Origin of the sequence: Lysinibacillus sp. FSL K6-3209 (assembly GCF_037976175.1) — a bacterium.
GTDB lineage: Bacteria > Bacillota > Bacilli > Bacillales_A > Planococcaceae > Lysinibacillus > Lysinibacillus sphaericus_D.
Map to the genome: position 1 here is coordinate 4208621 of NZ_CP150264.1, position 26690 is coordinate 4235310.

General features: G+C 37.8%; 24 protein-coding genes and 1 riboswitch. Of the genes, 4 read left to right on the forward strand and 20 right to left on the reverse strand.

Annotated features, from left to right (window positions below):
* Nucleotides 1–84: 84 nt before the first annotated feature.
* The 3 genes from MHH88_RS20455 to MHH88_RS20465 all read left to right on the forward strand — a co-directional run bounded on the left by MHH88_RS20455 (nt 85) and on the right by MHH88_RS20465 (nt 4514).
* Nucleotides 85–705, forward strand: coding sequence for a DUF47 domain-containing protein (locus MHH88_RS20455; protein WP_024361381.1), 621 nt, complete (start codon nt 85–87; stop codon nt 703–705).
* 20 nt (nt 706–725) lie between these two features.
* Nucleotides 726–1742 (forward strand): inorganic phosphate transporter, encoded by a 1017-nt coding sequence (locus MHH88_RS20460; protein WP_024361382.1) that lies wholly within the window; start codon nt 726–728, stop codon nt 1740–1742.
* A gap of 663 nt (nt 1743–2405) precedes the next feature.
* Nucleotides 2406–4514 (forward strand): MMPL family transporter, encoded by a 2109-nt coding sequence (locus tag MHH88_RS20465; protein WP_339260339.1) that lies wholly within the window; start codon nt 2406–2408, stop codon nt 4512–4514.
* A gap of 55 nt (nt 4515–4569) precedes the next feature.
* On the opposite strand, the gene MHH88_RS20470 is transcribed toward MHH88_RS20465, so the two are convergent.
* From MHH88_RS20470 to MHH88_RS20565, 20 genes are all read right to left on the reverse strand, one after another.
* On the reverse strand, nt 4570–5175 hold the full coding sequence (locus MHH88_RS20470) for an alpha/beta hydrolase (protein ID WP_069507997.1): 606 nt from the start codon (nt 5173–5175) through the stop codon (nt 4570–4572).
* Nucleotides 5176–5193: 18 nt separating this feature from the next.
* Nucleotides 5194–5385, reverse strand: a complete 192-nt coding sequence (locus MHH88_RS20475) for a hypothetical protein (RefSeq protein ID WP_024361385.1) — start codon at nt 5383–5385, stop codon at nt 5194–5196.
* Between the two features lie 19 nt (nt 5386–5404).
* Nucleotides 5405–5869 (reverse strand): hypothetical protein, encoded by a 465-nt coding sequence (locus tag MHH88_RS20480; RefSeq protein ID WP_339260343.1) that lies wholly within the window; start codon nt 5867–5869, stop codon nt 5405–5407.
* Between the two features lie 195 nt (nt 5870–6064).
* Complete coding sequence (locus MHH88_RS20485; protein WP_339260344.1) at nt 6065–6682, reverse strand: NUDIX domain-containing protein; 618 nt, start codon at nt 6680–6682, stop codon at nt 6065–6067.
* Nucleotides 6683–6696: 14 nt separating this feature from the next.
* Nucleotides 6697–7785 carry an AI-2E family transporter gene (locus MHH88_RS20490; RefSeq protein WP_069508003.1) on the reverse strand — a complete coding sequence of 363 codons (1089 nt, stop codon included), beginning with the start codon at nt 7783–7785 and terminating at the stop codon, nt 6697–6699.
* Between the two features lie 385 nt (nt 7786–8170).
* Nucleotides 8171–9868, reverse strand: coding sequence for a M3 family oligoendopeptidase (locus MHH88_RS20495; protein WP_069508005.1), 1698 nt, complete (start codon nt 9866–9868; stop codon nt 8171–8173).
* Between the two features lie 81 nt (nt 9869–9949).
* Nucleotides 9950–10525: a YdcF family protein gene (locus MHH88_RS20500; protein WP_339260347.1), complete on the reverse strand. Its 576-nt coding sequence runs from the start codon at nt 10523–10525 to the stop codon at nt 9950–9952.
* Nucleotides 10526–10900: 375 nt separating this feature from the next.
* Nucleotides 10901–12643: a methyl-accepting chemotaxis protein gene (locus MHH88_RS20505; protein WP_339260349.1), complete on the reverse strand. Its 1743-nt coding sequence runs from the start codon at nt 12641–12643 to the stop codon at nt 10901–10903.
* Between the two features lie 215 nt (nt 12644–12858).
* Nucleotides 12859–14607, reverse strand: a complete 1749-nt coding sequence (locus MHH88_RS20510; RefSeq protein ID WP_339260351.1) for a methyl-accepting chemotaxis protein — start codon at nt 14605–14607, stop codon at nt 12859–12861.
* 90 nt (nt 14608–14697) lie between these two features.
* Nucleotides 14698–15996, reverse strand: coding sequence for an arsenic transporter (locus MHH88_RS20515; protein ID WP_339263142.1), 1299 nt, complete (start codon nt 15994–15996; stop codon nt 14698–14700).
* Nucleotides 15997–16199: 203 nt separating this feature from the next.
* Nucleotides 16200–16919 carry a YebC/PmpR family DNA-binding transcriptional regulator gene (locus MHH88_RS20520; protein ID WP_069508016.1) on the reverse strand — a complete coding sequence of 240 codons (720 nt, stop codon included), beginning with the start codon at nt 16917–16919 and terminating at the stop codon, nt 16200–16202.
* 220 nt (nt 16920–17139) lie between these two features.
* Entirely contained in the window at nt 17140–17604 is a 465-nt protein-coding gene (locus MHH88_RS20525) for a low molecular weight protein-tyrosine-phosphatase (protein WP_069508018.1), read from the reverse strand.
* 59 nt (nt 17605–17663) lie between these two features.
* On the reverse strand, nt 17664–18272 hold the full coding sequence (locus tag MHH88_RS20530; protein ID WP_069508020.1) for a 1-acyl-sn-glycerol-3-phosphate acyltransferase: 609 nt from the start codon (nt 18270–18272) through the stop codon (nt 17664–17666).
* 88 nt (nt 18273–18360) lie between these two features.
* On the reverse strand, nt 18361–19191 hold the full coding sequence (locus MHH88_RS20535; RefSeq protein WP_339260355.1) for a putative RNA methyltransferase: 831 nt from the start codon (nt 19189–19191) through the stop codon (nt 18361–18363).
* Nucleotides 19192–20559, reverse strand: coding sequence for an MATE family efflux transporter (locus MHH88_RS20540; protein ID WP_339260357.1), 1368 nt, complete (start codon nt 20557–20559; stop codon nt 19192–19194). It abuts the gene before it with no gap.
* A gap of 156 nt (nt 20560–20715) precedes the next feature.
* Nucleotides 20716–21483 carry a tyrosine-protein phosphatase gene (locus MHH88_RS20545; RefSeq protein ID WP_339260359.1) on the reverse strand — a complete coding sequence of 256 codons (768 nt, stop codon included), beginning with the start codon at nt 21481–21483 and terminating at the stop codon, nt 20716–20718.
* A 568-nt stretch (nt 21484–22051) separates the two neighbouring features.
* Nucleotides 22052–23011 carry a cobalamin-binding protein gene (locus MHH88_RS20550; RefSeq protein WP_081327827.1) on the reverse strand — a complete coding sequence of 320 codons (960 nt, stop codon included), beginning with the start codon at nt 23009–23011 and terminating at the stop codon, nt 22052–22054.
* A gap of 1 nt (nt 23012) precedes the next feature.
* Nucleotides 23013–23555: a hypothetical protein gene (locus MHH88_RS20555; RefSeq protein ID WP_339260362.1), complete on the reverse strand. Its 543-nt coding sequence runs from the start codon at nt 23553–23555 to the stop codon at nt 23013–23015.
* A 153-nt stretch (nt 23556–23708) separates the two neighbouring features.
* A riboswitch (cobalamin riboswitch) is annotated at nt 23709–23912 on the reverse strand.
* A gap of 154 nt (nt 23913–24066) precedes the next feature.
* Entirely contained in the window at nt 24067–24612 is a 546-nt protein-coding gene (locus MHH88_RS20560) for a glutathione peroxidase (protein WP_069508030.1), read from the reverse strand.
* 268 nt (nt 24613–24880) lie between these two features.
* A complete protein-coding gene (locus MHH88_RS20565) occupies nt 24881–25429 on the reverse strand; it encodes a hypothetical protein (protein WP_069508032.1) in 549 nt (182 codons plus the stop codon).
* A 118-nt stretch (nt 25430–25547) separates the two neighbouring features.
* On the opposite strand from MHH88_RS20565, the gene ytvI reads away from it, so the two are divergent.
* A complete protein-coding gene (ytvI, locus tag MHH88_RS20570; RefSeq protein WP_339260366.1) occupies nt 25548–26582 on the forward strand; it encodes a sporulation integral membrane protein YtvI in 1035 nt (344 codons plus the stop codon).
* The last annotated feature ends 108 nt before the right edge of the window (nt 26583–26690 follow it).

Consider the following 26690-nt stretch of genomic DNA (forward strand, 5'->3'; position numbering starts at 1 on the left):
TATGTAGATAAACGTAAGATTTTGTTATGATAGTAAAGTTTAAAGGTCGTTTATTTTATCTATATCCAGGAGGATTCTATTTACATGCTTAACTCAAAAAAACAAGACCCTTTCTTTGTAGCATTGCATAAAATTGCTGAAAATATGAGAGAGGCCGTACATTACGCAAATGATTTTCGTATAACAAGTGTAGCTGACTTAAAAGAGATTAGCATTACAATGAAAAATTACGAAACAGCTGGCGATAAACTCATTCATGAACTAATCGTAATGCTAAACAAATCATTTATGACACCGATCGAACGAGAAGATATTTTAGAATTCGCTATTCGTATGGACGATGTGTTAGATGGTACGGAGCATTGTATCGCCCACTTCGAAATGTTCTCCTTAACAGAAGTTGACGAATCAATGCGCATTTTCTTAGGCTATATTTCTAAAAGTGCCGACGAAATTGTTAAAGCAACTGAAGAGTTAAAGAAAAAGAATCTTATTGGCATGCGCCCACATGCCATTCTAATAAAAGACTATGAGCGTGAATGTGACGAAGTACAAAGAACTTCTATTAAGCAATTATTTTTAAATGAAAAAGATCCAATCCGCATCATTAAGTTTAAAGATATTTATGAACAACTTGAGGATATCGCTGATTATTGTCAAAACGTTGCCAACACAATGGAAACAATTATCATGCGTAACGCGTAACTAGGAGTGGGTCAAATACAATGAATACAATCATTATACTAACCGTATTGGTCGTCATCTTTGCCCTAACATTTGACTTTATTAATGGTTTCCATGATACAGCAAATGCTATCGCAACTTCGGTTTCCACAAGAGCATTGCCCCCACGTGTTGCCATTATTATGGCAGCGACGATGAACTTTATCGGTGCTATTACTTTCGTGGGTGTCGCAAAAGCTCTAACAAAAGATATTGTCGATCCATTCTCTTTAAATGCTTTTGAAGGAGATACAACTGGTTCTGTCGTTATATTAGCCGCATTAATTTCAGCTATTATCTGGAACCTACTTACTTGGTACTTTGGTATTCCATCAAGTTCCTCACATACATTAATCGGTTCAATTGCCGGCGCAGCAGTTGCTTCTGCAGGCTTTAGCGTCCTTAATTATGGCGGTTTTACAAAAATCATTATGGCATTAGTATTGTCACCACTCATTGCAATTTGTGCCGGCTTTCTTATGATGACGCTGTTTAAATTATGGTTTAAAAACTTAAATTTATATCGTACGAATAAAGGCTTCCGGACAATGCAAATTTTCACAGCGGCTATCCAATCGTTTACGCACGGTACAAATGACGCCCAAAAAGCAATGGGTATTATGACTATGGCGTTAATTGCAGGAGGCTTGCATACTGGGGATGAAATTCCTTTTTGGATTCGAGCAGCGGCAGCAACTGCTATGGGTCTTGGTACTTCTATTGGTGGTTATAAAATTATTAAAACGGTCGGCGGTAAAATTATGAAAATCCGTCCTGTAAATGGCGTTGCAGCGGACTTAGCTTCTGCTACTGTTATTTTCGGTGCAACATTAGTACACTTACCAGTATCCACAACACACGTCATTTCTTCATCCATCATGGGTGTTGGTTCAGCACAACGAGTTCGTGGTGTTAACTGGGGAATGGCACGAAAAATTGTAACCACTTGGATTATTACAATGCCAATATCAGCTGTAATGGCATCCGTTATTTACTTTATATTATCTTTATTCTTTTAGAATTCACGGCACTCTCTGCTCACAGAAAGTGCCGTTTTTTCGGTGCCAGGCACTCACACAATTCTCATACAATTTGCTACAACGTCGTGCCCGCCGGAAAGCGCAGTGGATTTTTATGCTTTAGGGGGTTGTCGTTTGAGCAGACGTTTTAATTTGTCATTGTAATGGGCCCAGGCATTCAAATAATTAATAACTCCCTCGCTTTGATACTTTTGGATACCCGAGTAAAAATCCACGGAGACTCCTGCGGGAACGCACGTAACGTAAGACGCAACAGGCGGCGCGGCAGCGACGGTTGCAACTTACGTCGTGCCCGCCGGAAAGCGCAGTGGATTTTTATGCTTTAGGGGGTTGTCGTTTGAGCAGACGTTTTAATTTGTCATTGTAATGGGCCCAGGCATTCAAATAATTAATAACTCCCTCGCTTTGATACTTTTGGATACCCGAGTAAAAATCCACGGAGACTCCTGCGGGAACGCACGTAACGTAAGACGCAACAGGCGGCGCGGCAGCGACGGTTGCGACTTACGTCGTGCCCGCCGGAAAGCGCAGTGGATTTTTACGCTTTAGGGGGTTGTCTTTTAGAAAGAAGTTTTAACTTTGTCACACGACAAAAAGTGACACATCCTTTACACTAGTTTAAAAGGGGGATGCTTTATCGTTATGAAAACTTTTTCAGCTTTTATCACTGCACATGCAAAAGCTATCGTTGCCATTTGGATTGTTATTTTTATCGCAATGGCCGTGTTTGCTATACAGCTTCCTAGCAAACTGCATGGAGATGGCTTTTTTGTTGAAGCTGATCATACCTATGTCACAAATGAACTAGCCAAAACATTCGACTTACCTGCAGAAACAATCATGGTTGTTTTTGATCAAGCAAGCAATCAAAAAATCGAAAACACCCTACAAAAGCTAGAGGACATTGAAGAAGTTCATTCTATTCAGTCACCACTGGATGATTCCACTTTACAAAAGAATGGCATTTCCTATGCCATGGTACATTTTAAAAATAACATTGATAATTTGCCTGCTATCGTCAAAGAGGTTCGTGCTTTAGTTGAAGATGATGGGATCAGTGTAACTGGTGGTCCTGTGATTTCGGAGGATATTAATGAAGCTAGCCAAAAGGACTTAGCATCCGCTGAAGCCATTGGTTTACCAATCGCTATTGTTGTGCTATTACTTGCTTTTGGTACTGTTGTAGCTGCTATTTTACCAATTTTAATCGGAGTTGTTACCGTTGTCACAGCATTCGGACTGTTGACGCTACTAAGTGGTAGCGTTAATTTATCCATTTTTGTGTTAAATATTGTACCAATGCTTGGACTTGCCCTTAGTATTGATTTTGCTCTGCTATTTATTAATCGCTATCGGGAAGAGCGTAACCATTCAAGCATTGCCGAAGCTATACAAATCGCCATCCAAACAGCCGGTCGTTCTATTATTTTTTCTGCTGTTTGTGTCATGATTGGTCTTGGTGCCATGATTGTCATTGATGTAGAAATCTTCCGCAATATTGCCCTAGGTGGCACAATTGTCGTATTGTTTGCCGTGCTTTCCGGTCTCACTTTATTACCTGCGACAATGATGGTGTTAGGAGATCGCCTAAATAAATGGCGTATATTACGTGTAAAGCCAGGTGGCACGAATCGTTGGCACAGTTTTGCTGGCTTTGTTATGAAGCGACCTGTGTCTATTGTTATTGTCGCTTTATTATTACTTGGTATCGGGATGATTCCGTTAAAGGATATTAAACTTGCTATACCGCAAGTAGATTCTTTACCAACCAAATACGATGCCCGAGCAGCTTACGATAAATTAGATGAAACGTTTGGGCTTGGCGATATATCCGTTTTATATTTACTTGCAGAACGCCAAGATGGTTGGGAAGACGAGCAAGGAAGAAAGCTACTGTTTGATATACAAGAAAAACTGCTTAACGACCCGCTCGTTGATGAAGTATCAACGATTTATACAGCAGCCCAAATAAAATCACCAGAGGAATTAAACGCTTCCTTAAAAATGCCACAAATGGCAGAACAATTAAAACCAATTATTAATACTTTTTCAAAGGATACACAGCTATTTATTCCTATTACATTAAATGTAGCTGGTTCATCTTCAGCAGCACAGCAATTCGCCAGAACGTGGATGGACAAGGATTTAAATGTTGACTTCAAACTAGGTGGACAAGGGAAATTTAATCAAGAAATTTTTGATGAAATTGCTAGTAAAATAATATTTGCGGTTTCCATCATTATCGTGTCGACGTTCTTTATTTTGATGCTTGCCTTCCGTTCCATTTTAATTCCTCTCAAGGCAATCATTATGAATATAATCGGATTATCATCCGCGTTTGGCATACTAGTTTATATTTTCCAATATGGGCATTTTGGAATAGAGGCTGGAACAATTGTCCTTATTATTCCAGTTATCGTATTTTGCCTTGTATTTGGTTTAAGTATGGACTATGAAGTATTTTTAATCTCTCGCATACAGGAAGAATATCAAAAAGGGGCAGATAATACGCGTGCAACAGTGGATGGGCTAACATCTACTAGCCGTATCATTACATCTGCTGCGCTGATTATGATTGTTATTACAGGGGCATTTGCCTTTACTGATGTCATGCCTGTAAAGCAAATCGGTGTTGGTATTGCGATTGCCATCGCGATTGACGCGACCATTATTCGGCTTATGCTAGTGCCAAGCCTTATGAAGCTATTTGGTGATTGGAACTGGTGGCTACCATTTGCTAAGAAAAAGTAATGATGCACACAAAAAATCCGAGAACATGTAGTTACATTGTTCTCGGATTTTACGTTTAAAAAGATTGACGATACCACGCTCTTGCCGCCTCTACCTCTGGCATTGTGAGCTGATGTCCGTAGTTAAACCATGCTGTCGTTACATGAGCACCCGCTTTCGATAACAGCGACTCCAAATCTTCTGATTCCTGTGCAGTACACATTGGATCATTGGTTCCTGCACCTATAAATACCGGAATATTAGGTAACGCAGGTAGTTCGATGCCACGTCTTGGCACCATCGGATGATGTAAAATTGCCCCTGCTAATGCATCTTCAAAGTGGAATAATAAGCTTGCAGCAATATTGGCTCCGTTTGAATAACCAATCGCTACAATGCGCGTACGATCAAAACCATACTCCTCTGCTGCGGTTGCCAAAAAGCTTTGTAATTCTTGTGTACGGAAGATTAAATCTTCTATATCAAAAACACCTTCAGCTAAGCGACGGAAAAAACGAGGCATACCGTTTTCTAATACATTCCCTCGTACACTTAAAATATTGGCTGTTGCATCAATTTCCTTTGCAAGACTGATTAACGAATGCTCATCCCCACCTGTACCATGTAATAACAATAAGGTTGGCTTTGTTTCATCTGTACCTTTATGAAATAAATGTTGCATAAACCCATCACCTTTCAATTATCTTGAATTCGAGATAATTGTAGCCTGTGGTAATATTAAATTCAAACTTTTTGACTTATTTATTTCACGATTCTCACTATTTGGCTGTTCTTGATTATTTTTATAAAAATTTTGAATCGTAAAAACTGAAAATAAACATGCAATGACTAAAACAACAATTACAATACCTACCAATTTTTTACCACTCATGTCGTTTCCCCCATATTACTTAGTTCTTTTTACGAAAGCCTTCTTCTAGTAAGTATTCTTTTGCAGCATCATATGTGCCAAAGGCTTCTTCTAAATTATCTCGATGATAGACATTCCAAGACCGTTGCTCAAACGCAAGCTCCAATTGATCACCTTCACGATTACGCCAAGTTTCAATAATCGGCTCTTCTACTTCTTGTTCCTCGCCTAAATAAGTAATGGCATCTTCGATAATGGCACGCAACTGGTGCTCATCATAATCGCGAATATTGACTAGTCCTTTATCATTTGCTTCATTTTCGTAGCGCAATAAATCTCCTATAAAGACAAAACCATTGCCATTTGGATGCAATTTTTCTACGACAATCGTCTTTTCAAACAAACTGTCCATATAATGATAATTCACTCGCTTCATCGAAATTTCTTTTTTCGTTAATTCGGAAAACGATTCAATTATCGCTTGTTTTTGTTCAAATGTTAGCATATATATGCTCCTTTTCTTTCATTGTAAATACAAGTATAGCTTATTTTCTACATAAATTAACATATAGACATAAAATGCTCATAAAAATAACTTCCATTCATTTCGAAGTTATCTTTATGAGCGTAAAGCATGCATACTGCTATATGCCATACATGCCAATGGTCATTTTCTAATTATTCAGGGCTGGTGACTTTTCTATCGATTGTACATTGCACTTTTGGCAAAGCGAATAACATCCGCCACATACAGCTCACGATACGGAACAAATTGTGCCGTACTGACAGGACGCACAAGTCGAGCTCGTTGCCCATCAGGGAAATATTCATACCCCTCAATATTTAGCGTGCCAGTTTTCCCTAAAAAGAATGCTTCCGCTTCATCAAGCTTTGCTCGAACAACACCCGAAACTTCCTCATATTGCAGCTCAAATGCATCCCAATTATCTTCAAACGGGTACAAATAGACATGACAAAATTCATTATCTATCATATTTTCAGATACGATGCTACAAGATGTCATCCCCATTTTGACAATGTCTTGAATATTAATTGTTAACCCTAATTCTTCTTTTACTTCGCGGATGCCTGCTTCCGCTGTCTCAACTGCTAGTAAATGCCCTGCTGCTGTAATATCTAGCAGCCCTGGATAATCCTTCTTTTGCGCACTACGGATTTGGAAATAAATATAGTTCTCGTTGACAAGCCAGCAGTGAAATGTCTCATGCCACAAGCCCTTCTCATGTACTTCTGCTCGTGTTGCCGTTCCAATTTGTTCATGCTGCTCATTAAAAACTTTAACAATTTCTTGTTCCACTTTTTATTCGACCCCTATACTGACTTCGTAGCCTTTTTCTTTATCGCATTTCGTTCATCATAAATATTCGAAACAATTACTTTTAGTACCGCATAGAATGGTACCGCAATAATAATCCCAATAAAGCCTGCTATATTACCTGCTGCTAAAATAATCGTAATAACTGTTAACGGATGGATATCAAGCGATTTCCCCATAACATTAGGCGTAATAAAGTTACTATCAATCTGCTGCGCAATAAGTGTAACGACGCATACCCACACAACAAGCATTGGATCTTGAATCACTGCTACAATGACTGCTGGTGCAAGGGCAATCCACGGTCCAATAAACGGAATCATATTCATAAAGAAAGCAAAAATCACGAGCAATAATGAATACTCTAAGCCAATTATTAAATACCCAACATACATGATAAGTGCTAGTAAAAAACTGATTTGCAGTTGCCCTTGAATATAGCTACGCAATACATCGTCTATTTCACTTAGTGTCTTTTTAATCCATTCACGACGCTCGCCAGTAAAATATTTATAAATGGAAGGCGCAAATTTCTCATGGTCCTTCAACATAAAAATGAAGAAAAATGGAATTAAAATCGCTAGTAAAGAAACTGACACCAGTGATTGGATAAATGATACAAGCCATTTACTTGCTACGACAGCAATACTCTGTACAGAATTGGCTAGATTATCAATAAAATCGGTTATTTGCGGAGGTAAATTATCCTTATTGCTGAACAAGCTAAACACATAATCAGTTGCCTCTTGAATACTTGAACTAATCAGCGGTGCATTTTTTGCCAGATTATTAAGCTGTGTAGCAATCGGATTACCAATAATCCAACCAAAGCCGACTACTATGGCAATCAGTCCAACGACAATTGTTAAAATACTCGACCACCTTGGCCATCTACGCTTTTCTAAAAAACGTTGAATTGGCTCTGTCACATAATACAACACACCCCCAAGTAGTAACGGCACAAAAATCGCTTTTAAAATCATAGCAAGCGGTGTGAAAATCCAATGAATCTCTATAAAATATTTAAGTATTAGTAAAACTAGTAAAATCCCTATACCTACTTGGAACCATACCTTCCTCGTCACTTTCTTCACTTCCTTTTATCACAGTTACTGAAAATACTACTTATATATTAACCATTTCGCAAGTATCCTAGTATCTATTACAAAGATAACAAGCAAAAAAACAACTTATCTTGGACAATTTTTATAGAAAACACTCTCAAGTCGCTCCGTTGGGACAAAGAGAAAAAGTGTTAGATTGACAGCCATCAATCTAACACTTTTTCTCTATCGTTGATGTCCGCTACGGCGGTACTTTCCGCGGGCACACACGTAAGCCGCAACCCTCGCTTACGCGCTGAATGCCAGCGTCTTACGCTGTGTGCGTTCTGAGCAGGAGTCACCGCCTTTTGCTACCATCAACTAGCGTTCTTTGCGGAACTTGTTCTACTAAGTCATAAAACAGGTTCTACAACTTTGTATCATCCACTGAATTTAAGTAATCCTCAATCACACCGATTACTGATTCTACACAGCCATCCTCAAACGGTGAAATTAGGCCAGCTTCCTTCACAAGCTTTGTAAATGACATAGAGCCGCCTAAGCCACATAAATGGATATAATCCTTCCAAGCAGCGTCAAACTCTTCACGTGAGCGTTTCCAGAATTGGAACGCACAGATTTGCGCTAATGTGTAGTCAATATAATAGAATGGACTTGCATAAATATGTGCCTGACGTTGCCATATACCACCTGACTCTAAGTAGCTATTGCCATCATAGTCACGGTGTGGTAAATAGGTTTGCTCGATTTTTTTCCATGCAGCTTTACGCTCAGCTGGTGTCATTTCTGGATTTTCATAAATAACATGTTGGAATTCATCAACAGCAACACCGTAAGGAAGAAATAATAAGCCACTGCTTAAATGTGTAAATTTATATTTCTCCGTGTCTTCTTTGAAGAATAGTTCCATCCAAGGCCATGTGAAAAACTCCATACTCATCGAATGGATTTCGCATGATTCATAGGTTGGCCATAAATATTCTGGGATGCCAATGTCACGGCTTGAGAATACTTGGAAGGCATGTCCAGCCTCATGTGTTAACACATCAATATCACCTGATGTCCCGTTAAAGTTCGAGAAAATAAATGGCGAATGATAATTTTCAATAAACGTACAATAGCCACCACTTTCTTTCCCCTTCTTCGCTACTAAGTCCATTAAGTCATGGTCAATCATAAAGTTGAAAAATTCACCCGTTTCAGGAGATAATTCTTCATACATTTTTTTACCGTTTGCCACAATCCAATTTGCGTCACCTTTTGGCGTAGCATTACCTGTTAAGAAGTTTAACGCTTCATCATAAAACTTTAGTTCGGGAATCCCGATTCGCTTTGCTTGACGCTCAAATAGTTTTGTTGCAACTGGCACGATTAAATCACGCACTTGGTCACGGAATTTCTTAACCATTTCAGCATTATAATCAATTCGGTTCATACGGATATAGCCAAGCTCTACATAATTTTGATAGCCTAATTTTACAGCAATTTCATGACGCACTTTGACTAGCTCATCATATAAGCGATCAAATTCCGCTTCATGCTCAGCAAAGAAGCCAAAACGAGCTTCTGTAGCAGCCTTACGCATTGCTCGATCTGTCGATTCTGTATAAGGGCCTAATTGGGCTAGCGTTAATGTTTCGCCGTTAAAGTCGATTTGTGCTGAAGCAACTAGTTTATTATATTCTGATACTAGTTTGTTTTCCTTTTGCATTAAATCAATGACTTTCGGTGAAAATCCTTTAATTTGATAGGATGCTAAATCAAATAACTGTTGCCCCCATTTTTCCTCTAACTGCTCGCGGAATGGTGAAGCGATTAATGCTTTATAATATTCGGTTGTGATTTCTTCTAGCTCAGGGCCTACTTCATCAAAATAGTCACGTTCTTCTTGATAAAATGAATCGTGGGTATCAATCGATGCTCGAATGTAGACGAGGTTAGCCATTGTCGCATATTCATTACTTAGTTCATTTAATTTTTCGATTAGCTCGCTTTGTGCCTCAACCGTTTGTGCTTCTTTAAATTGCTCGATTAAAGCTAACTGTTGCTCTTTCATCGCCTCCACGTTCGGACGACTGTATACATAATCTTTAAACGTTGTCATAGAAGTACCCTCTTTCTGTCGTTTAGTCATTATATTTCTATTATATGCCAAATATATAAAGGAAAGAAAGTAAATATATTATTAATGACCAATGATATATGTTTTAAATAATGCCGCTCTTTCACGTAGTCTTAACTTCGCTTCCACAGATTTTGGGGTTTTGGCAACAACGACATCTGCCTCTAAATCAAGCTTCTTCGCTAAATACTTCGCTCGTTGTAAATGGAAATCATTCGAGACAATCGTAATTTGCTTTGTCCCTGCTGGTAGTAATTCTTTTGAAAATAATAAGTTTTCATAGGTGGATGTGGATTGCTCTTCCATTAAAATTCGTTCAGCTTCAATGCCCTTCTCTTCTAGGTAGGTAAACATTGCAGATGCCTCTGTTCTATCCTCATCTGTTCCCTGTCCACCCGAGACGATTACCTTAACATGTGGGTATTTATTGAGGTAGGTTACAGCCTCTTCCAATCTACTTTTTAAAGATAGTGATAATACACCACCTGGCTTTACTTTTGCTCCAAGCACGATAACATATGGTGCCGTTCCATCTGCAACTGGCTGTGTGCCTTGTTTCATTTCTTGTCCTAACCATATATAAAGAGCACTACCTATACAAACAACAATTATAATGCCTCCCACTAGCCACCTTTTCACATGCAACACCCCCTTATACTAACAACGTCTTGCCTATAAAAAAGATGCTTGTACAAAAGAGAAAAGGTGTTAGATTGACTGCCATCAATCTAACACTTTTTTGCTGCGCCGTTATTGTCCGCTTCGGCGGTGCTTTCCGCGGGCACACACGTAAGCCGCAACCCTCGCTATCGCGCGGAATGCCCGCGTCTTACGCTGCGTGCGTCCCGCAGGAGTCACCGCCTCCGCTACCAACAACTAGTGAACACTTCTAATTTTTTATTTATTGCAAAAGCAAGAATAGCTAAGTTAGCTAGTTCTCCATATAGCAAAAATTTATGAACAGCTTTCCTCTGTTCCTTAAATTTTTTTAGTTATGTCCGAGCATCTAAATGGTTATCTTATTGTAAAGCGTTGAATAGATTCCTGTAATGCTGAAATTTCGTCTGTTAAATCATTGGATGATTCGCTAACAAGCTGAATAGCTCTCTGTTGCTCGTCAACAGATGCCGTGACTTCTTCAGAGGAAGCCGCATTTTTCTCACTAATTAGCGCGATGCTTTCAATCGATTGCATAATATCTTCTTTAGAGCCATTTAAATATTCTACGCCCGCCGTCATCTCTCCAATATTTACCATAATCTCTCCGACAGACGCTTCTATTTCATTAAATGAAGATTCCATTATACTAACTGAATTATTTTGCTCACGGACAATGATACTTGTTTTTTGCATCTCATCGTTTACTAAGTTCGTTTCACTTTCAATCCCTCGTAACGTTGTGCGTACTAAATCTGTTGCAACAGATGTTTGATCTGCTAGCTTACGTACTTCTTCGGCTACTACAGCAAAGCCTTTGCCATGCTCCCCAGCACGTGCCGCTTCAATCGATGCATTTAATGCAAGAAGATTTGTTTGATCGGAAATTTCATTGATAGTGCCCACAATACCTTCAATTTCTCTTACTTTAACAATTAAGCTATTGAACACTGTTTGAACACTATTAATAAGCGCCGACGATTCTTGTGATTTGTGTTTTAAACTGTTTAAATTCACAAGCCCTTCTTCATTGGACTGTTTCATTTTTTGAGAAGCATCCAACATTAATTCATTTTTATCATGTAGCTCTACAATTTGCTGTGCAAATGCAATCGCTGTACGATTCGTATCTTCTGCATCTGATGCTTGTTTCACTGCTCCTCTTGATACCTCATTAATCGCTTTCACAATTTCATCACCGTAAGCATTAGTCTCCTCCGCAACGGCTGTTAAATTGGATGAAGTAGATTGAATTTCAACAATGGCTTCTTCAACATCTGTAATTAATGTCTTTAATTGATCTACCATTTCATTAAAGCCTGTGTTTAATTGCCCAATCTCATCTGATCGTTGTAGGTTTTCAATTTCTACCGTTAAATTACCTTGTGCCACTTCATGAACACGCTTCGATAATTTTTTAACCGGTAAAGCCAGATGTCTAGATACAAAAATTACAATAACGGTACCAATAATAATGGCGCCCAATAACGTTAGACCAATAACCAATAACAGTGAATTGGCTTCCTTATTAAAATCTTGCATATATGTACCAGATGCTACGATCCATCCCCAATGCGGATCTTTTGCAGAGTAAATAATTTTATCTGCTAATACGTCCTGACCTGGAAGTGTAAACTCATATTCCGTAAAGCCACCGCCTTCTATTGCTCGCTTGGTTACATCACGAATAAAGTACTTTCCACTGCTATCTTGATCATCCCACAAGTTATCCCCTTCGCGAGTAGGATGCGTTGTTAACGTTCCTTTGTCGTCTAAAACATAGATATAACCATACTCTCCTAGATTACCAGGATAATTAATTGGTCGTTTTCCCTCACTATCCTTTGGACCAAGCAGCGCTTCTCGTACTCTTTCCTGCGCAACCTCCAAAGGGATGTCACCTTTTTCTACACTTTCATTTGCAAGTTCGATTAATTGTAAAGTAGACTCAACACTATTTTGAATAACTTGTTCGCCTAAACCTTCCATACCATCCTTTGCTTTCCCATAACTGACTATACCAATGATTAAGCTCGGCACTATTAGTAATGCCATTGAAACGATAATTAATTTCCCCTGTATTGAACGTAAAAATTTCATGCTTTACACCCCTTTTTACTTCGTTCATTTAAAGCATTAATATTAATCTATATTATGGAATGGTTTTATAGTTTACACAATATGTATTTCACAATAAATGTGTAGAATACTCACCTTTTCGTTTAAATATGCTAATATACACATTTTTTCGCACAGAAAAAAAACTATCTTTCTACAGGGATACAATGCGTAGAAAAATAGTTTTTTGATATTCTTTATAATTTAAATGTATTAATCGCTTCAATTACTTCCTTAGATGTGCGTTCCAAAATTTCTACTACTTCATTTAATTCTGAAACCATTGCCACCTGTAAATCTGAAGCAGTTGCAACTTCTTTCGTACCTAAGGCACTTTGCTGCGCAATATTTTGCATTTGCTCTATCGTCGCTAAGATTTCTTCTGAACCGGCTGACATTTCTTCGATTACTGCAGAGTCATCTTGAATTTTATTGTTAACCATTGCAACCGATTGTAAAATTTGTGAAAGGCTTGTACCAATTTGTTGCACCGCTGCATTCCCCGCTTGCACATCTTCCGTACTTTGTGCCATTTCAGAAAGAGCACGGTCCGTAATATCTTTAAAGCTTACTAAATGTTTTTGAATATCATCAGCAGAAGTCTTAGACATTTCAGCCAACTTACGTACTTCATCTGCTACTACTGCAAAGCCTTTTCCAGCTTCCCCAGCTCTCGCCGCTTCAATAGCAGCATTTAATGCAAGTAGGTTTGTTTGATCGGCAATATTGGTAATGACTAGCACCATATCTTCAATTGAACGGAATTTATTGCCCATCTCTTCAACATGTCCTGCTGTACGCAACACAGAAGATTCAACATTTTGGATTTGCGAAATAACCTCTTGAGAATGGTTTACATTGGACTCTACTAATCCCGTCATTGCACTGGAAGACTCAGCGATTTCGGAAGTTGTATCAGCTAAACGTTGGATGCCAATGGACATTTCATTCATTGTTAACAAAACCTCATTATTGTTTTGCTGGTGCTGTTCACTACCTGCCGCAATTTCAATAATACGGTCTGCAATTTTTGAGTTTGATGCTTCAACCTGCTGTGAAGTAGCATCTATTTTGCCTACAACTTCTCGTAAAGCAACCGTGCGAAGCTGAATCGTTTGGAAAGTGTCTTTTAATTTTATCAGCGATTCCTTAAAAGCATTGGCGAAAACGGCAATTTCATTTTTACCTTTAAACTGTAATTTCTCGACTGCTTCGGTTGCTTGAACAATATCACCGCGTGCAAAGCATTCAGCAGCTTCACCTAAAGAACTAAGTGGTTTTAATGAACGGTTAATATAACGATACATGATGTACATTCCAACCAGAGTTAATACTAACATAATCGCAATAAGGGCTGGTAAAACTGAAGTTAATACAGTATTCGTTACGCCACTTACTTGTGTCGCCTCAATATCTACACCAACAAAGGCAACAATCGTACCGGATTCATCTTTTAATGGCACCGTACCCGATAAATAATCTCCAAAGTCACTATGTAATATTGCGGAATAATAGCTACCTGTCGCCATTACTTTTTCAAGATCCTTATAGTAAGTAGAAGATGATTCCGAATTAATAGCACCTGCATTTTCTTGGTCATCATTAGGCATACCATCTACTAAAAATCTTACTTTCTGATCTTCCTTTGGTACCGCAAATGTATAAGCATAAAGCACGCCATTTTTTTCTCGTAAATCGTTTAATTGCTCTCTTAGCTCCCAGTAAAGTTTAGACTCCGATGGTTTTTTCGAAAGCTCAATATAATCGTCCGCATTTAACTGTTTTGCAATGTTTTCTGCTACCGCTACTGCCTGCGAGCCCATTGTTTTATTTACAGATGATTTCGCCGTGTAAATCGTCGTGACGATAAAACCAATTAATAAAGCGACTAATGTCATTAATGAAATTAAAATAATTTTATTACTTAACTTATTTGCTCTGCTCATATTTTTGGCACACTTTCCTTCTTCATTTTGCTAGTATAATAACTAATTATTACCTAAAAATTTATTTTTTCAACTATTTTGACTTTAATACTATAATATTATTACTAGCCAAGCGCATAATGCGAGTAGTGTAACAAGCAGTGTCGGGATCGTTAGGATAATACCTATTTTAAAGTACTGCCCCCAACTAATTTTAATACCTTTTTGTGCCAATATATGCAGCCATAACAATGTAGCTAAGGAACCAATCGGCGTTATTTTCGGTCCTAGATTCGTGCCTATAACATTAGCATAAATAAGTCCTGCTTTGATTGTTCCTGTTGCACTTGTTTCAGCAATAGCTAAAGCATCTATCATCACCGTCGGCAAATTATTCATAACTGCTGATAAAATGGCTGCTACAAACCCCATCGTTAGCGTCGCTACAAATAAGCCTTCCTGAACGGCATACTCTAACAAATCGGCTAACAACCCCGTAAGCCCTACATTTTTCAAACCATAAACGACTACGTACATTCCTATTGAAAAGAACACTATACTCCACGGGGCACCTTTCATAACCCTCTGCGTATCAATATTTTTACTTCTCTGTGCCAACCATAAAAAAATTAGCGCAACACTACATAAAATAAATGACACTGGAATAATAAAATATTCACTAAATAAAAACCCAATTAATAATATTGCTATAACGTACCACGAGATGTGGAATAATTTTTTATCTCGAATGGCAACAGTTGGTTGAACCACCGCCTCCATCGAGTACTGCTTCGGAATAGCCTTTCTGAAAAAAACATATAGCACGAGTATACTAGCTATTAAAGAAACGATATTCGGCACTACCATATGCACCGCATATTCTGTAAAGCCAATATCAAAAAAATCCGCTGATACAATATTTGTTAAATTACTAATCACCAGTGGTAATGATGTTGTATCTGCTATAAATCCACTTGCAATAATAAACGGAAAAACTTTTTGCTCTGTTAAGTTTAACTTTCGTACCATCGCTAATACGATTGGCGTTAATATCAATGCTGCACCATCGTTCGCAAATAGTGCTGAAACAATCGCTCCTAAGCAACCTATATAGATGAATAAGCGAATGCCACTACCTCTTGCAAGTCGTGCCATATGTAATGCAGCCCATTCAAAAAATCCGATTTCATCCAAAATAAGAGAAATAATAATAATGCCTATAAATGATAATGTAGCATTCCACACAATGTCAGTTACCGCCACGACATCATGCCATGTTACAACCCCCAACATTAAGGCAAATGCTGCACCGATACAGGCAGACCATCCAATAGATAATTTACGTGGTTGCACAATGACTAAAAATAACGTCACTAAAAAAATAACGATTGCGAATAAGGTTTGCACAATTCTCCCCCTTAATAAATTTCCACATTTGCTTATCAATGCCCATTATCACCCGAGCATACGCAAAAAGCACCTTCTTTAACCTATGGTATCCACTGGTTTTTAATCTTTATGAGACGAAACTCTTTTAGAGTTGGAGGGCTTTTTGCTGGAGTATGTAAAAACCAGTAGCAATGGTTTGCTACTGGCCTGACTGATAATAAAAACTATTCACCTAAATCAGCGTTATGGTAAACGTTTTGTACATCATCTAAATCTTCTAAAGCATCAATTAATTTTTCAAATTTTGCTACATCGTCACCTGTTAATGTAACTTCTGTTTGAGGAAGCATCGAAAGCTCTGCAACGGTAAATTCTTGAACACCTGCCGCTTTTAGTGCTTCTTGCGCAGCAAAGAATTGATCGGGCTCAGCGTAAACGATAACCGTCTCTTCTTCTTCAAGAATATCACGTGCATCGACATCTGCTTCCATTAAAATTTCAAGCACTTCATCTGCAGTCTTACCTTCTAAACCAATAACTGCTGTTGAATCGAACATATAGGCAACAGAACCACTTACACCCATGTTACCGTTGTTTTTACCAAATGCCGCACGTACATCAGATGCAGTACGGTTCACATTGTTTGTTAAAGCATCAACGATTAGCATTGTACCAGCTGGTCCAAAACCTTCGTAGCGTAATTCATCGAAGCTTTCGTCACCGCCACCTTTTGCTTTTTCGATAGCTTTTTCAATAATATGTTTAGGAACACTGTAAGTTTTAGCACGTTCAAGAACAACTTTAAGAGCGCGATTTGATTCAGGATCTGGTTCGCCTGATTTTGCTGCTACATAAATTTCACGACCGAATTTTGCATTAACACGACTTGTGCTTTGGTCTTTTGACGCCTTCTTTTCTTTAATATTGTTCCACTTACGACCCATTGTTTCCACTCTCTTTCAAAAATAAAGTTTATAAAATCATAGATGCACATCTACACATCTGCAAATGGTATTTAAATACTTTTCGTATCTTTACTCTGCAAATAATAACATATTGATGCTTCCAAAGCTAGATATACCAATGTTTAAGGTAATATTTTCACAAGGGAAAAATCACATAATATTTTCCATTTTAATACAAAAATAAGCGTAAAGTTAGTGCCTATAACTTGTTGTCAAACTTAATTTTTTGTAATAATGCCTGACAGCCCTCTAATACTAGTTCATAAGTTTCCTGAAAATCACCTGTATAGTATGGATCAGGTACATCCATTTGATGGTCCGTTAAATCTAAAAAACGAAAAATCTTCGGTGAATCAGGATTACCTAGCATCGTAAAAATATTACGTACATTATTTTCATCCATTCCTACAATATAATCAAATTGATCAAAATCATGCTTTTGTAGCTGTCTTCCTTGCATTCCCTTTGTCGCTATACCATATTCTCGTAACTTGTCTTGTGTGCCACGGTGGGGTGGCTCCCCGATATGCCATGAGCTTGTTGCAGCGGAATCTACGTCGATTTTGTCGGTCAACTGTGCTTTTTCTATTAAATCTCGCATGACTGCCTCAGCCATTGGTGAGCGACAAATATTCCCTAGGCAAACGAATAGTACACGTATCATCAAAAATACCTCCTACGACAAAGCACCCAAAATCAACGAGATTCTGAGTGCTTACTGTATTATTTTTTATCTGCTGCAATGCGTTTATTTAATTCTTCTGTTAAAGCTACTAACTCATGTTCAAGATGGTGTGTAAATTCCTCACGACCTTCTTTTCCCTTCCCTGTTACATAAAACGGCTCTCCATAGATAAGATAACCCTTTCCTCTTTTAAAGACATCGCCCGCATTTCGCGCTCCAACGTAAGCGGCTGGAACGATTTGAGTTTTGGACAGTTGTGCTATCGTGATGGCACCCTGCTTTAAATCTGTTCCTTCTGAATTACGCGTACCTGAAGGGAAAATCCCAACAATCTTTCCCTCTTTCAGCAGCTGTGAGGGAATTTTGATCACACTTGGTCCGGGATTATCACGATCAACAGGAAAGGCATTTAAATGATTAATAAGCCATCCTAGTCCTTTGATATCAAATAATTGCTTTTTCGCCATAAAGTGAATTTCACGAGGCATGACCGCAACACCTAAATTTAATATATCCACATATCCTGTATGTGTACACGCAATAATAAACCCACCATCCTTCGGTAAGTTATGCGCATCATATACACGAGCCTTTGAACCTGTTAATTTTAATATTAATTTGACAAGATTTGCCGTAAATTTATACACTGTTTTATTCCTACCTTATTCAATAGTTATTACTATTGTAATCGAAAAGTGCTATATATCGCAATTGCCCAAGTCAAATCTATCTGATTTATACCTGACCGATTAAGATATCCACATCAATCGTTATTTCCCTGACATCCACTTCTGCTTGCTGTGCTTTATGCCAGCCCATCGGCGTCATTTCTAGCAATGCTGGTACAAGCATTGAAGCAAGTGGAACCGTATAAGTAATGCGCTCTACTGTAACCTTTGTAAAACTTTCACGAAAGCGTTCGACCGTTTGCTCATTGGAGTACGTTTCTTGAGCCGAATCAGCGTAGAGTTGCGCTCGTAATTGTTGCAAATAACCACTTTGCGGAACCACTTTTATAACGCATCCTCCAGTTGTAAGTAGTCGTTTAAATTCTTCATAATTTGCTGGGGACAAAATATTTAATATGACATCGAAGCTATGCTTAGCAAAGGGACTTTTCGCTAAATCTCCTACACACCAAATTTGCTCTGGGTAATGGCGAGCAGCAGTAAGGATTCCCTCTTTTGCAATATCAATGCCTACACCGATACCATCTCTTTCAGACAGTATGCGAGCTAAATGCGAACCCTCTCCACAGCCGGTATCCAGCACCGTTTTTGCTTGTCCTATTAATTCTGCTATTTTCTCCTCTAGAGGATCGTACAACCCACTATCAATTATCTTTTTGCGGGATTCAAAAAGATCCTTGCTATATTTAGAGGTTGCTCCATGCGTTAGCATATTGACATAGCCTTGCTTGGCGATATCAAAAGAATGGTTTGCTGTACATGTCAACCTCCCTTGCTCATACACTTGCATGGACTCCTGACAAATTGGACAAGCAAATAGCTCAATATTTGCATTTATTAATGCCGCTCCTGCAGCTCGTTTAGAAATGGCTCCCATTTAATTTCCCTCCTTTTTTGCTGTTGGCGAAACAATGGCAAAACGCTCCCATTTTCTACTTTTCCACCTAAAGTATACGATAATAGCACGCATCCATTCATCTGCTGAAATAGCTAACCAAATCCCTACTAATCCCCAATCTAAAACAAATACAAATAAGTAGCCAAGTGGCAAACTCATACATACCATTGATAAAAAACCGATTTTGACAGGAAACCTTGCATCACCTGAAGCACGTAATGAATTAATAACGACGATATTCATTGTACGACCTGTTTCTAACAAAATACTTAATGCTAAGACAGATCCGCCGATCGCGATAATCTCTGGATTATCTGTAAATAAGCTCATGAACTGCGTACGGAAAATTGTGACAACACTCACCATAAGGATTGTGAAAATAAAAGCTGAGCGCACGCTTATCCATAATTGATGATAGGCCTCATCTTTTTTACCTGCCCCCACATATCGACCTATAATAATCGCCGTCCCTGTACCGATTGCAACTGCAAATAAGTATGTAAACATTGAAATATTCATGGCATATTGTCTTGCTGCAAGCGTCTCAGCACCTATATAAGTTGCGTAATAAAGGAAGACAATTTGGCAAAATTGGTAGAGCACTTGCTCAAAAGCAGATGGTAAACCGATATTTAAAATTTTTCGGACATATTCTTTTGAATAGCTGAAATAGTATTCTATTTTCACACGTATCTCCATCACCTGATACAACAGCCACGAAAAAACAAGTACCGCCAATCCACGGCTAATAATGGAGGAAATCGCAGCGCCCTTAACACCCAATTCTGGCAGTCCAAAATTCCCGAAAATTAATCCGTAATTTAAGATAACATGAATAACATTCATTCCAAGCGAAACGTACATGGTCTGTTTCGTCCAACCATGGACACGAATAATGGCTGCTAACGCATTAATAATAGCCTGTAAAAAAATAAAACTACCTATAATGACTAAATAGCTTTGCGCATATTGCAAAACATCGCCCTTTAGATTCATCATCGTCATTAAATGGCTTGAGCCAAAGAAAAAAATCACACTCATAATAAGCCCAACAATTACGTTCATCGTAACAGCTAATGCCGAAATTTTTGTAGCCTCTAAATAGCGTTTCGAACCTAAATATTGCGATACAACAATTGCAGCACCATTGCCCACCACTTCAAGTATTAATATCGCAATATGAATATATTGATTGGCGGCACCAACACCTGAAACTGCATTATCCGACAAAGCACTTAACATAAATGTATCGGCTAATCCCATTAACATAAATAAAAAAACTTCCAAAAAGATCGGCCATGTTAAATGAAATAAACTAAACTGGTCGGTCGAATGTTTCTCTCTCATCGCATGTCCCAACTACTTCACTCTCTCTATCCATTACATAAAAATCTATTGTATCTTATCACAGATTGGCTTGTTGTATAGGATAGGTAATACAAAAATAATTGCATAGCTTACAAAAAAATCCCTCTCACTGCATGGCTGTGAAAGGGTGTCTTATTAACATAAGCAATTTTCTTGTAATTGCTGTCGTTTTTCTGTTGTTAAGCCAAATTCTTGCTCTAAAAATACGTTTTTTGAACCGTATCGACTATCCATAGCATCAAAGGCGGCTTGCAAATAATCCTCGCGCGCTGACATTAGTGCGTGAAACTGCTGTAATTCATGATCATTAAAAGTATCTTGGATTGCCTGTGCCATGCGTTCTACCATTGGGCGTAAGTAAATATTTGTTTCTAAATAGTCTTGCATAATGGTTTCCTCTGGCACATCTAATGCTAGCAAAATAAGAGCTCCTCCAATACCTGTTCGATCTTTGCCTACTGCACAATGATGAACTAGACCTAGATTATCTGGATTTTGGATGGTTGCAATTAATTTTTTAAATGATACATTGTTAAATGGCATTTGTGCATAAAAATCTCGGAACATCTCAGGACTTACAACTTTATAAAAATTGTGACCACCAGTATTTGTTGGCATCTCAAACGCATGATTTCCCTTTGCAGGAATTTGAATATACTTTGCATCCTTGAATGTTGGATTAGGGTTATTTCGTGCCTCGTGTTCATCTCGGTAATCAAAAATTGTTTTTACCCCTAATGTTTCAAAGCGCACCTTATCCGCTGGTGTCATCTTACCAAGTGCAGCTGAACGATATAGCAAGCCATTCTTTACGATACGACCATCCCTCGTCTTATAGCCACCCATGTCGCGGAAATTCAAGACTGCCTCAAACGGAATAACTTTCATGTCAAACTGTGTCATCCACTACGCCTCCCTTATGTTAGCAATCATTTCTACTTCTATTTTATAGAACAAACAAAGAGAATACCAATTATACAATGCCTTATTTATTCAACTATATTTATTTTAAAAGATGAATAACGCTATTGTCCGCTAAGGCGAATACTCTCTACAAAGGAAGAAATGCCAGCAGGCAACAACAGCATAGCAAAAACAGATAATGGGACAAAAGAGAAAAAGTGTTAGATTGATGGCAGTCAATCTAACACTTTTTTGCTGCGCCGTTATTGTCCGCTTCGGCGGTGCTTTCTGCGGGCACACCGTAAGCCGCAACCCTCGCTACGCGCGGTCTGTTGCGTCTAACATAATGTGCTTTTCCCGCTAGAGTCACCACCTCCGCTACCAACAACTAGGGAACCCTTCTAATTTATTATTCATTGCAAAAGAAATAATAGTAAATATGTTCTATATATTTTCTTAGCAAAAATTTATCAAAACCAATGTACCTCTATTTAAGATTTTAAGGTTATGTCCCAGCCTCTTTTCTCTTTTGCCTAAAGCTAATATGAAAGGTTTTTACCGTTTATCCTTATTTAAATAACTCAGGATATACAGCTTTTGCAATCATCTCAACAGCTTCCCCGATACGAGGTCCAGGACGATTTGAAATATCTGTATCAATAGCATTTACTGCTTTATCTTGAATAGCTGTAATCGTATTCCATCCATCACGTCCTAGAATTTCCCCTACTGGATCTTTTACATAGTTGACCGTTGTTAAAATAACTTGAGGGTTTTTCGCAATAACATCTTCCTCTGCAACCTTTACCCATCCTGTTTGGTCACCAAATACATTGTTGACATTTGCAGCATTTAAAATTTCCTGTTGGAAAGTACCAGCTGCTGTTGTATAAATATCAGGTTTTGGGCTAATTTCTAAGTAAACATTTTTTGGTGTTTCTACACTTTTTACTTTTGCTTGAACATCAGCAATTTTCGCTTTAATCTCTTTGTTTAATTGCTCGCCTTTATCTTGTACACCCATCACTTCAGCAAGTTGTTGAATATCTCCATAAACATCTTCAAATGATGCAGCTGATTGAATAACAAATACTTTCACACCTGCATCTTCAAGACCTTTTAGTGCATCTAGTGTCTCTTCATTTCCTGTAGAGTACGCAATGACAACATCTGGCTTTAAGGCTACAATTCGTTCGCTATTAAATGTCACTGAATCTGACACACGTTCGATGTTTTTTGCTTCTTCTGGGTACGTATCATATTCTGTAGCTCCGACAACTTTATCGCCAACACCTAGTGCAAATAAAATTTCTGTGTTACTTGGTTGTAATGACACAACAGTTTTCGGTACTGCATCAAATGCTACTTCTACATCGCGATCATCCTTAACTTTATAGCCACTTTGCTCAACTTGTTGGTCCGATTTAGATGTATCGTCATTTTTCGCTTTATCTGCTGTGCCGCATCCTGTCAATACAAGCGCAAGCATTAACACAGTAAGCCATTGGAATTTTAATAGTTTTTTCACTTTATTCATTCTCCTTCTTTTTCTTCATTGGATATGATTTGCTAATAAACGGGATTTCAGCGATTCCAGCCTGTTGATTCATGTAAACAGCCATAACAAAAAATACATTAGCTAGTAATCCTAAGTAGTCGAAAAGAATGGCCTGTACTTCCCTTTCCTCTGACACTTTATGTAGCACGCGGTACGATTTTTTTGCCTCACTCCGACATAAGTGAAGCGCAGTTGCAGCCCCCGTGCCTTGTGGCAAAACAAAATTTTGTATTTGTTCCTTTACATGTCCTACATAAAAATCATAACGATCACTGAGCCATGACAAATCTTCTTCCGTTACCGCAAGTTTGCCACGTACCGAGCCGTTGACATGGTATGCCATTGGCAAAATAGTCAATAAATCTGCCCCGACTAGTTCAACTTCTTCGGCTTTTACAGCAGCCAATGCTACACCGATATGCGTTGTTAAACTATCTGTACGGATTTCAAAATCAACTGTAGATATTTTTTCACGCATGAACGGGTAACAAGAATAACGCGCATCTTTTTTCATCTGTAATCCCTTCTTTCTTTCATGAACAGATTTTGCTTAAAAGGTGCATAAAAAAACGTCGCTCCCTAGGGAACGACGAAAATAGCATATATAGTGTTGTCTGACGAAGACAGCTAATGTATTTGCCGTATATCCTCCTAGCTTCCGAAGAGTTTTTATACATTAAATAACGGTCGGTCTCCTGGCTCGTACAGTTAGCTACCTTCATTTCGTAGCGCTCATAAAGCCTTCCCATCCTGTTGTCTTTGGACAGTGGCATGTATTATGATTTTTGTACTTACAGTTGCGGAAACAGCTTCGGTCTTACACCGAATTCCCGATTATGCTAAAATTAGCACCATTATTCTGCAAGAATTATTCACTTGAATAGCAGTTTATCATATATGGATTTAAAAAAATAGTTATGAGATTGAAGTATAATCGAATATATCCACACCGTACTTAGCACTATTTCTACATAGTGACCAGCTATTCGTTATTCTTTCCTAATAATTCTGACTAAAAGAACTAGCTATAAAATTTTTTCAATTGCTTGCTCAATATCTAGTTGGGAATCGGTTGGTTCGAAGCGTTCAACTATATTACCTTGATTATCTACTAAAAATTTCGTAAAGTTCCAACGAATATTACGCCCATCTAAAAAGCTAGGAGCGATTTGGATAATTGATTCCGCTAACATCTTTTCCTGCATATTGGCTTTGCCGAATTCACGAAAATCTACTTCGTGCTTTAAATAATTGAATAATGGATGTGTCCCCTCGCCATTTACTTGAACTATTTCAAAGATTGGGAATGTTACCCCGTAGTTAATTTGACAAAGTTTAATCGTCTTTGCTCCATCTTCTGGGTTTTGTTCTCCAAATTGATTACAAGGGAAACCTAACACAATAAAATTATCCTTGCCATATTTATCATACATTTTCTGTAAATCTTCGAATTGATATGTAAAATCACATTGGTTGGCTGTGTTGACAATTAGCATCGTCTTTCCACGATACGTTTCCATTGATAAAATTTCACCGTTTGGCTTCTTTACTAAATAATTATAAATACCCATTATCTCGACCCTTTCTACTTTCTATTTTTTTATATAGAATGACCAACTATAACCCCTCACCGTTATGTGAACAATTATGTTGCTTATTCCTCAACAAATGGTTTTGTCGTTTTTTTTGAAATCTAATAACTATTGCCTACTAAATCCCTCGTAAGTAAATAAGGCCTATATTCACATGAATCAAAAATACTGTTTTTTTTTATTATAACAATAACTTTTCTTTCTTCAAAATAACACGCTCAACCATAAAAATAGCCATCTCGCTATGTTAACGGATGGCTGTTTTATATTTCTTTTTACATTTTGTATCTTGCTCTTCTTCAATTAATCTCATGGCAATATCCAACAATTTATGATCATTAGTAGCATCAAATAATTTCTTGAATGAGACAATAATATCATAACGAATAAGTGTTGGTTGTTTTTCATCCATACAAGTTTGGAACCTTTTTGCTAAATAAGAAACAATTAAATCTCTTTGAACCTGTCCTGCAAGTCCTATTTGCCAGATTGCTTGTAATGCCTGTCTTGCGGTTACTTTTCTTTCATCATACGTCACTGCCCAGATTTTTAGAAAATCATCAAGAACACGCTCTTCCGGATCACTCTTTGCTGCTAACGCACATAAAAACTGCGCAGCACGCGCACGCGCATGTCCATTATTATATGTAAGGGCTTTAACAAGTTGTTCCCAAACTGCATATGTCCAATCGACTGGCTCTTGCACAATCTTCATCAATTTTCTATAAGACTCGTATTCAATTTCACGGTCACGCTCTGTTAAATTACTAAAAAGCTCCAAAATCTCTTTTTCCATGATTTATCCCTACCTTCATTACTTTCAGAACGTTTTCAAATTTTAATTTTAATGTGTTACACTGTACTTAAATTAATGATAAAAAGGAGAGCTTATGAATAGATCTATAACTCGAAAGTTGATTATACGAACGCTAGCGATTATATGCCTCCTAGTAGCTGCATATTTTATCATACCAGTCTCCGTGCCCATACTATTAGCAGGTGTTACAGCTTTTTTATTGGAACCCATTGTCATGTTTTTTAAACGAAAATGGAAAATGTCTCGGAAAATAGCTGTTGCGTTTATATACATAGTAAGTGTTATTTTTATTTCTATTATCTGTTACTTTACTATTACACAACTAATGTCGCAAATAATTTCCATTTCCAAACAAGCACCTTACTATATTTCTAAGCTATCTGAGATGTGGGGGCATATGCAAGAGAATATTTCAAAATATACAGAAGACTTTCCGACTGAAGTGAGTTCCTCACTTCAAAAAACGGCAACCGACTTTATTAAGAAAATTGAAGAATCTTTTTTAAACTTCTTTAATTATACCAAAGTTACGACCTTCTTTTCACAAATTCCAAGCCTCTTTATTAGTCTTCTCGTTTATATGATTGCTCTATTTTTATTTATGCTCGATTTACCTAAATTAAAACAGATAACGTATAAATATTTAAAGCCATCAACAGAAAAGAAATTAAAAATTATTACGAATCGGTTAAAAGATGCATTTTTCGGTTTTATGAAGGCACAAGTTCTTGTTAGCTTTATTATTGCAGGAGTTACATTTGTTGGGTTACTCCTTATTCAACCAAAATTTGCGCTAACAATGACTTTTATTATTTGGATTATTGATGTTATCCCGTTCCTCGGCTCCATTATTATTTTAGCGCCTTGGGGAACTTACCACCTGTTGATGGGGAATACATCGATTGCCATTAAGCTCTTTGTTCTTGCAGCTATTTTATTAATTATTCGTCGAACTGTCGAGCCTAAAGTAATGGGCGCACATATCGGTTTATCGCCTCTACCAACATTAATAGCGATGTTTGTTGGTCTACAACTATTCGGTATCATCGGCTTACTTGTAGGGCCATTTGTTATCATCTTATTGTTTGCCTTAAAAGAAACAGGGGTTATTAAAATCAATTTTAAAATCTAGCAGATGTGTTTTGGAAGAGGGCGGGCGCCAAGTTGTAAGAAGTAACAAAACGTCGCTCTCGAATTTACAGCTGTGCTAAAGTCCTACCAACGACAATTATAAAAATAA

What these genes read in the sequence shown, in the direction of transcription:
- MHH88_RS20560 (WP_069508030.1), bottom strand. Translation starts at nt 24,612, where the DNA reads ATGGGTATTTATAATTATTTAGTAAAGAAGCCAAACGGTGAAATTTTA.
- MHH88_RS20495 (WP_069508005.1), bottom strand. Translation starts at nt 9,868, where the DNA reads ATGACAACGTTTAAAGATTATGTATACAGTCGTCCGAACGTGGAGGCG.
- MHH88_RS20465 (WP_339260339.1), top strand. Translation starts at nt 2,406, where the DNA reads ATGAAAACTTTTTCAGCTTTTATCACTGCACATGCAAAAGCTATCGTT.
- MHH88_RS20505 (WP_339260349.1), bottom strand. Translation starts at nt 12,643, where the DNA reads ATGAAATTTTTACGTTCAATACAGGGGAAATTAATTATCGTTTCAATG.
- MHH88_RS20470 (WP_069507997.1), bottom strand. Translation starts at nt 5,175, where the DNA reads ATGCAACATTTATTTCATAAAGGTACAGATGAAACAAAGCCAACCTTA.
- MHH88_RS20535 (WP_339260355.1), bottom strand. Translation starts at nt 19,191, where the DNA reads ATGGGAGCCATTTCTAAACGAGCTGCAGGAGCGGCATTAATAAATGCA.
- MHH88_RS20555 (WP_339260362.1), bottom strand. Translation starts at nt 23,555, where the DNA reads ATGAAAAAAGATGCGCGTTATTCTTGTTACCCGTTCATGCGTGAAAAA.
- MHH88_RS20480 (WP_339260343.1), bottom strand. Translation starts at nt 5,869, where the DNA reads ATGCTAACATTTGAACAAAAACAAGCGATAATTGAATCGTTTTCCGAA.
- MHH88_RS20475 (WP_024361385.1), bottom strand. Translation starts at nt 5,385, where the DNA reads ATGAGTGGTAAAAAATTGGTAGGTATTGTAATTGTTGTTTTAGTCATT.
- MHH88_RS20460 (WP_024361382.1), top strand. Translation starts at nt 726, where the DNA reads ATGAATACAATCATTATACTAACCGTATTGGTCGTCATCTTTGCCCTA.
- MHH88_RS20540 (WP_339260357.1), bottom strand. Translation starts at nt 20,559, where the DNA reads ATGAGAGAGAAACATTCGACCGACCAGTTTAGTTTATTTCATTTAACA.
- MHH88_RS20455 (WP_024361381.1), top strand. Translation starts at nt 85, where the DNA reads ATGCTTAACTCAAAAAAACAAGACCCTTTCTTTGTAGCATTGCATAAA.
- MHH88_RS20510 (WP_339260351.1), bottom strand. Translation starts at nt 14,607, where the DNA reads ATGAGCAGAGCAAATAAGTTAAGTAATAAAATTATTTTAATTTCATTA.
- MHH88_RS20565 (WP_069508032.1), bottom strand. Translation starts at nt 25,429, where the DNA reads ATGGAAAAAGAGATTTTGGAGCTTTTTAGTAATTTAACAGAGCGTGAC.
- MHH88_RS20545 (WP_339260359.1), bottom strand. Translation starts at nt 21,483, where the DNA reads ATGACACAGTTTGACATGAAAGTTATTCCGTTTGAGGCAGTCTTGAAT.
- MHH88_RS20520 (WP_069508016.1), bottom strand. Translation starts at nt 16,919, where the DNA reads ATGGGTCGTAAGTGGAACAATATTAAAGAAAAGAAGGCGTCAAAAGAC.
- MHH88_RS20525 (WP_069508018.1), bottom strand. Translation starts at nt 17,604, where the DNA reads ATGATACGTGTACTATTCGTTTGCCTAGGGAATATTTGTCGCTCACCA.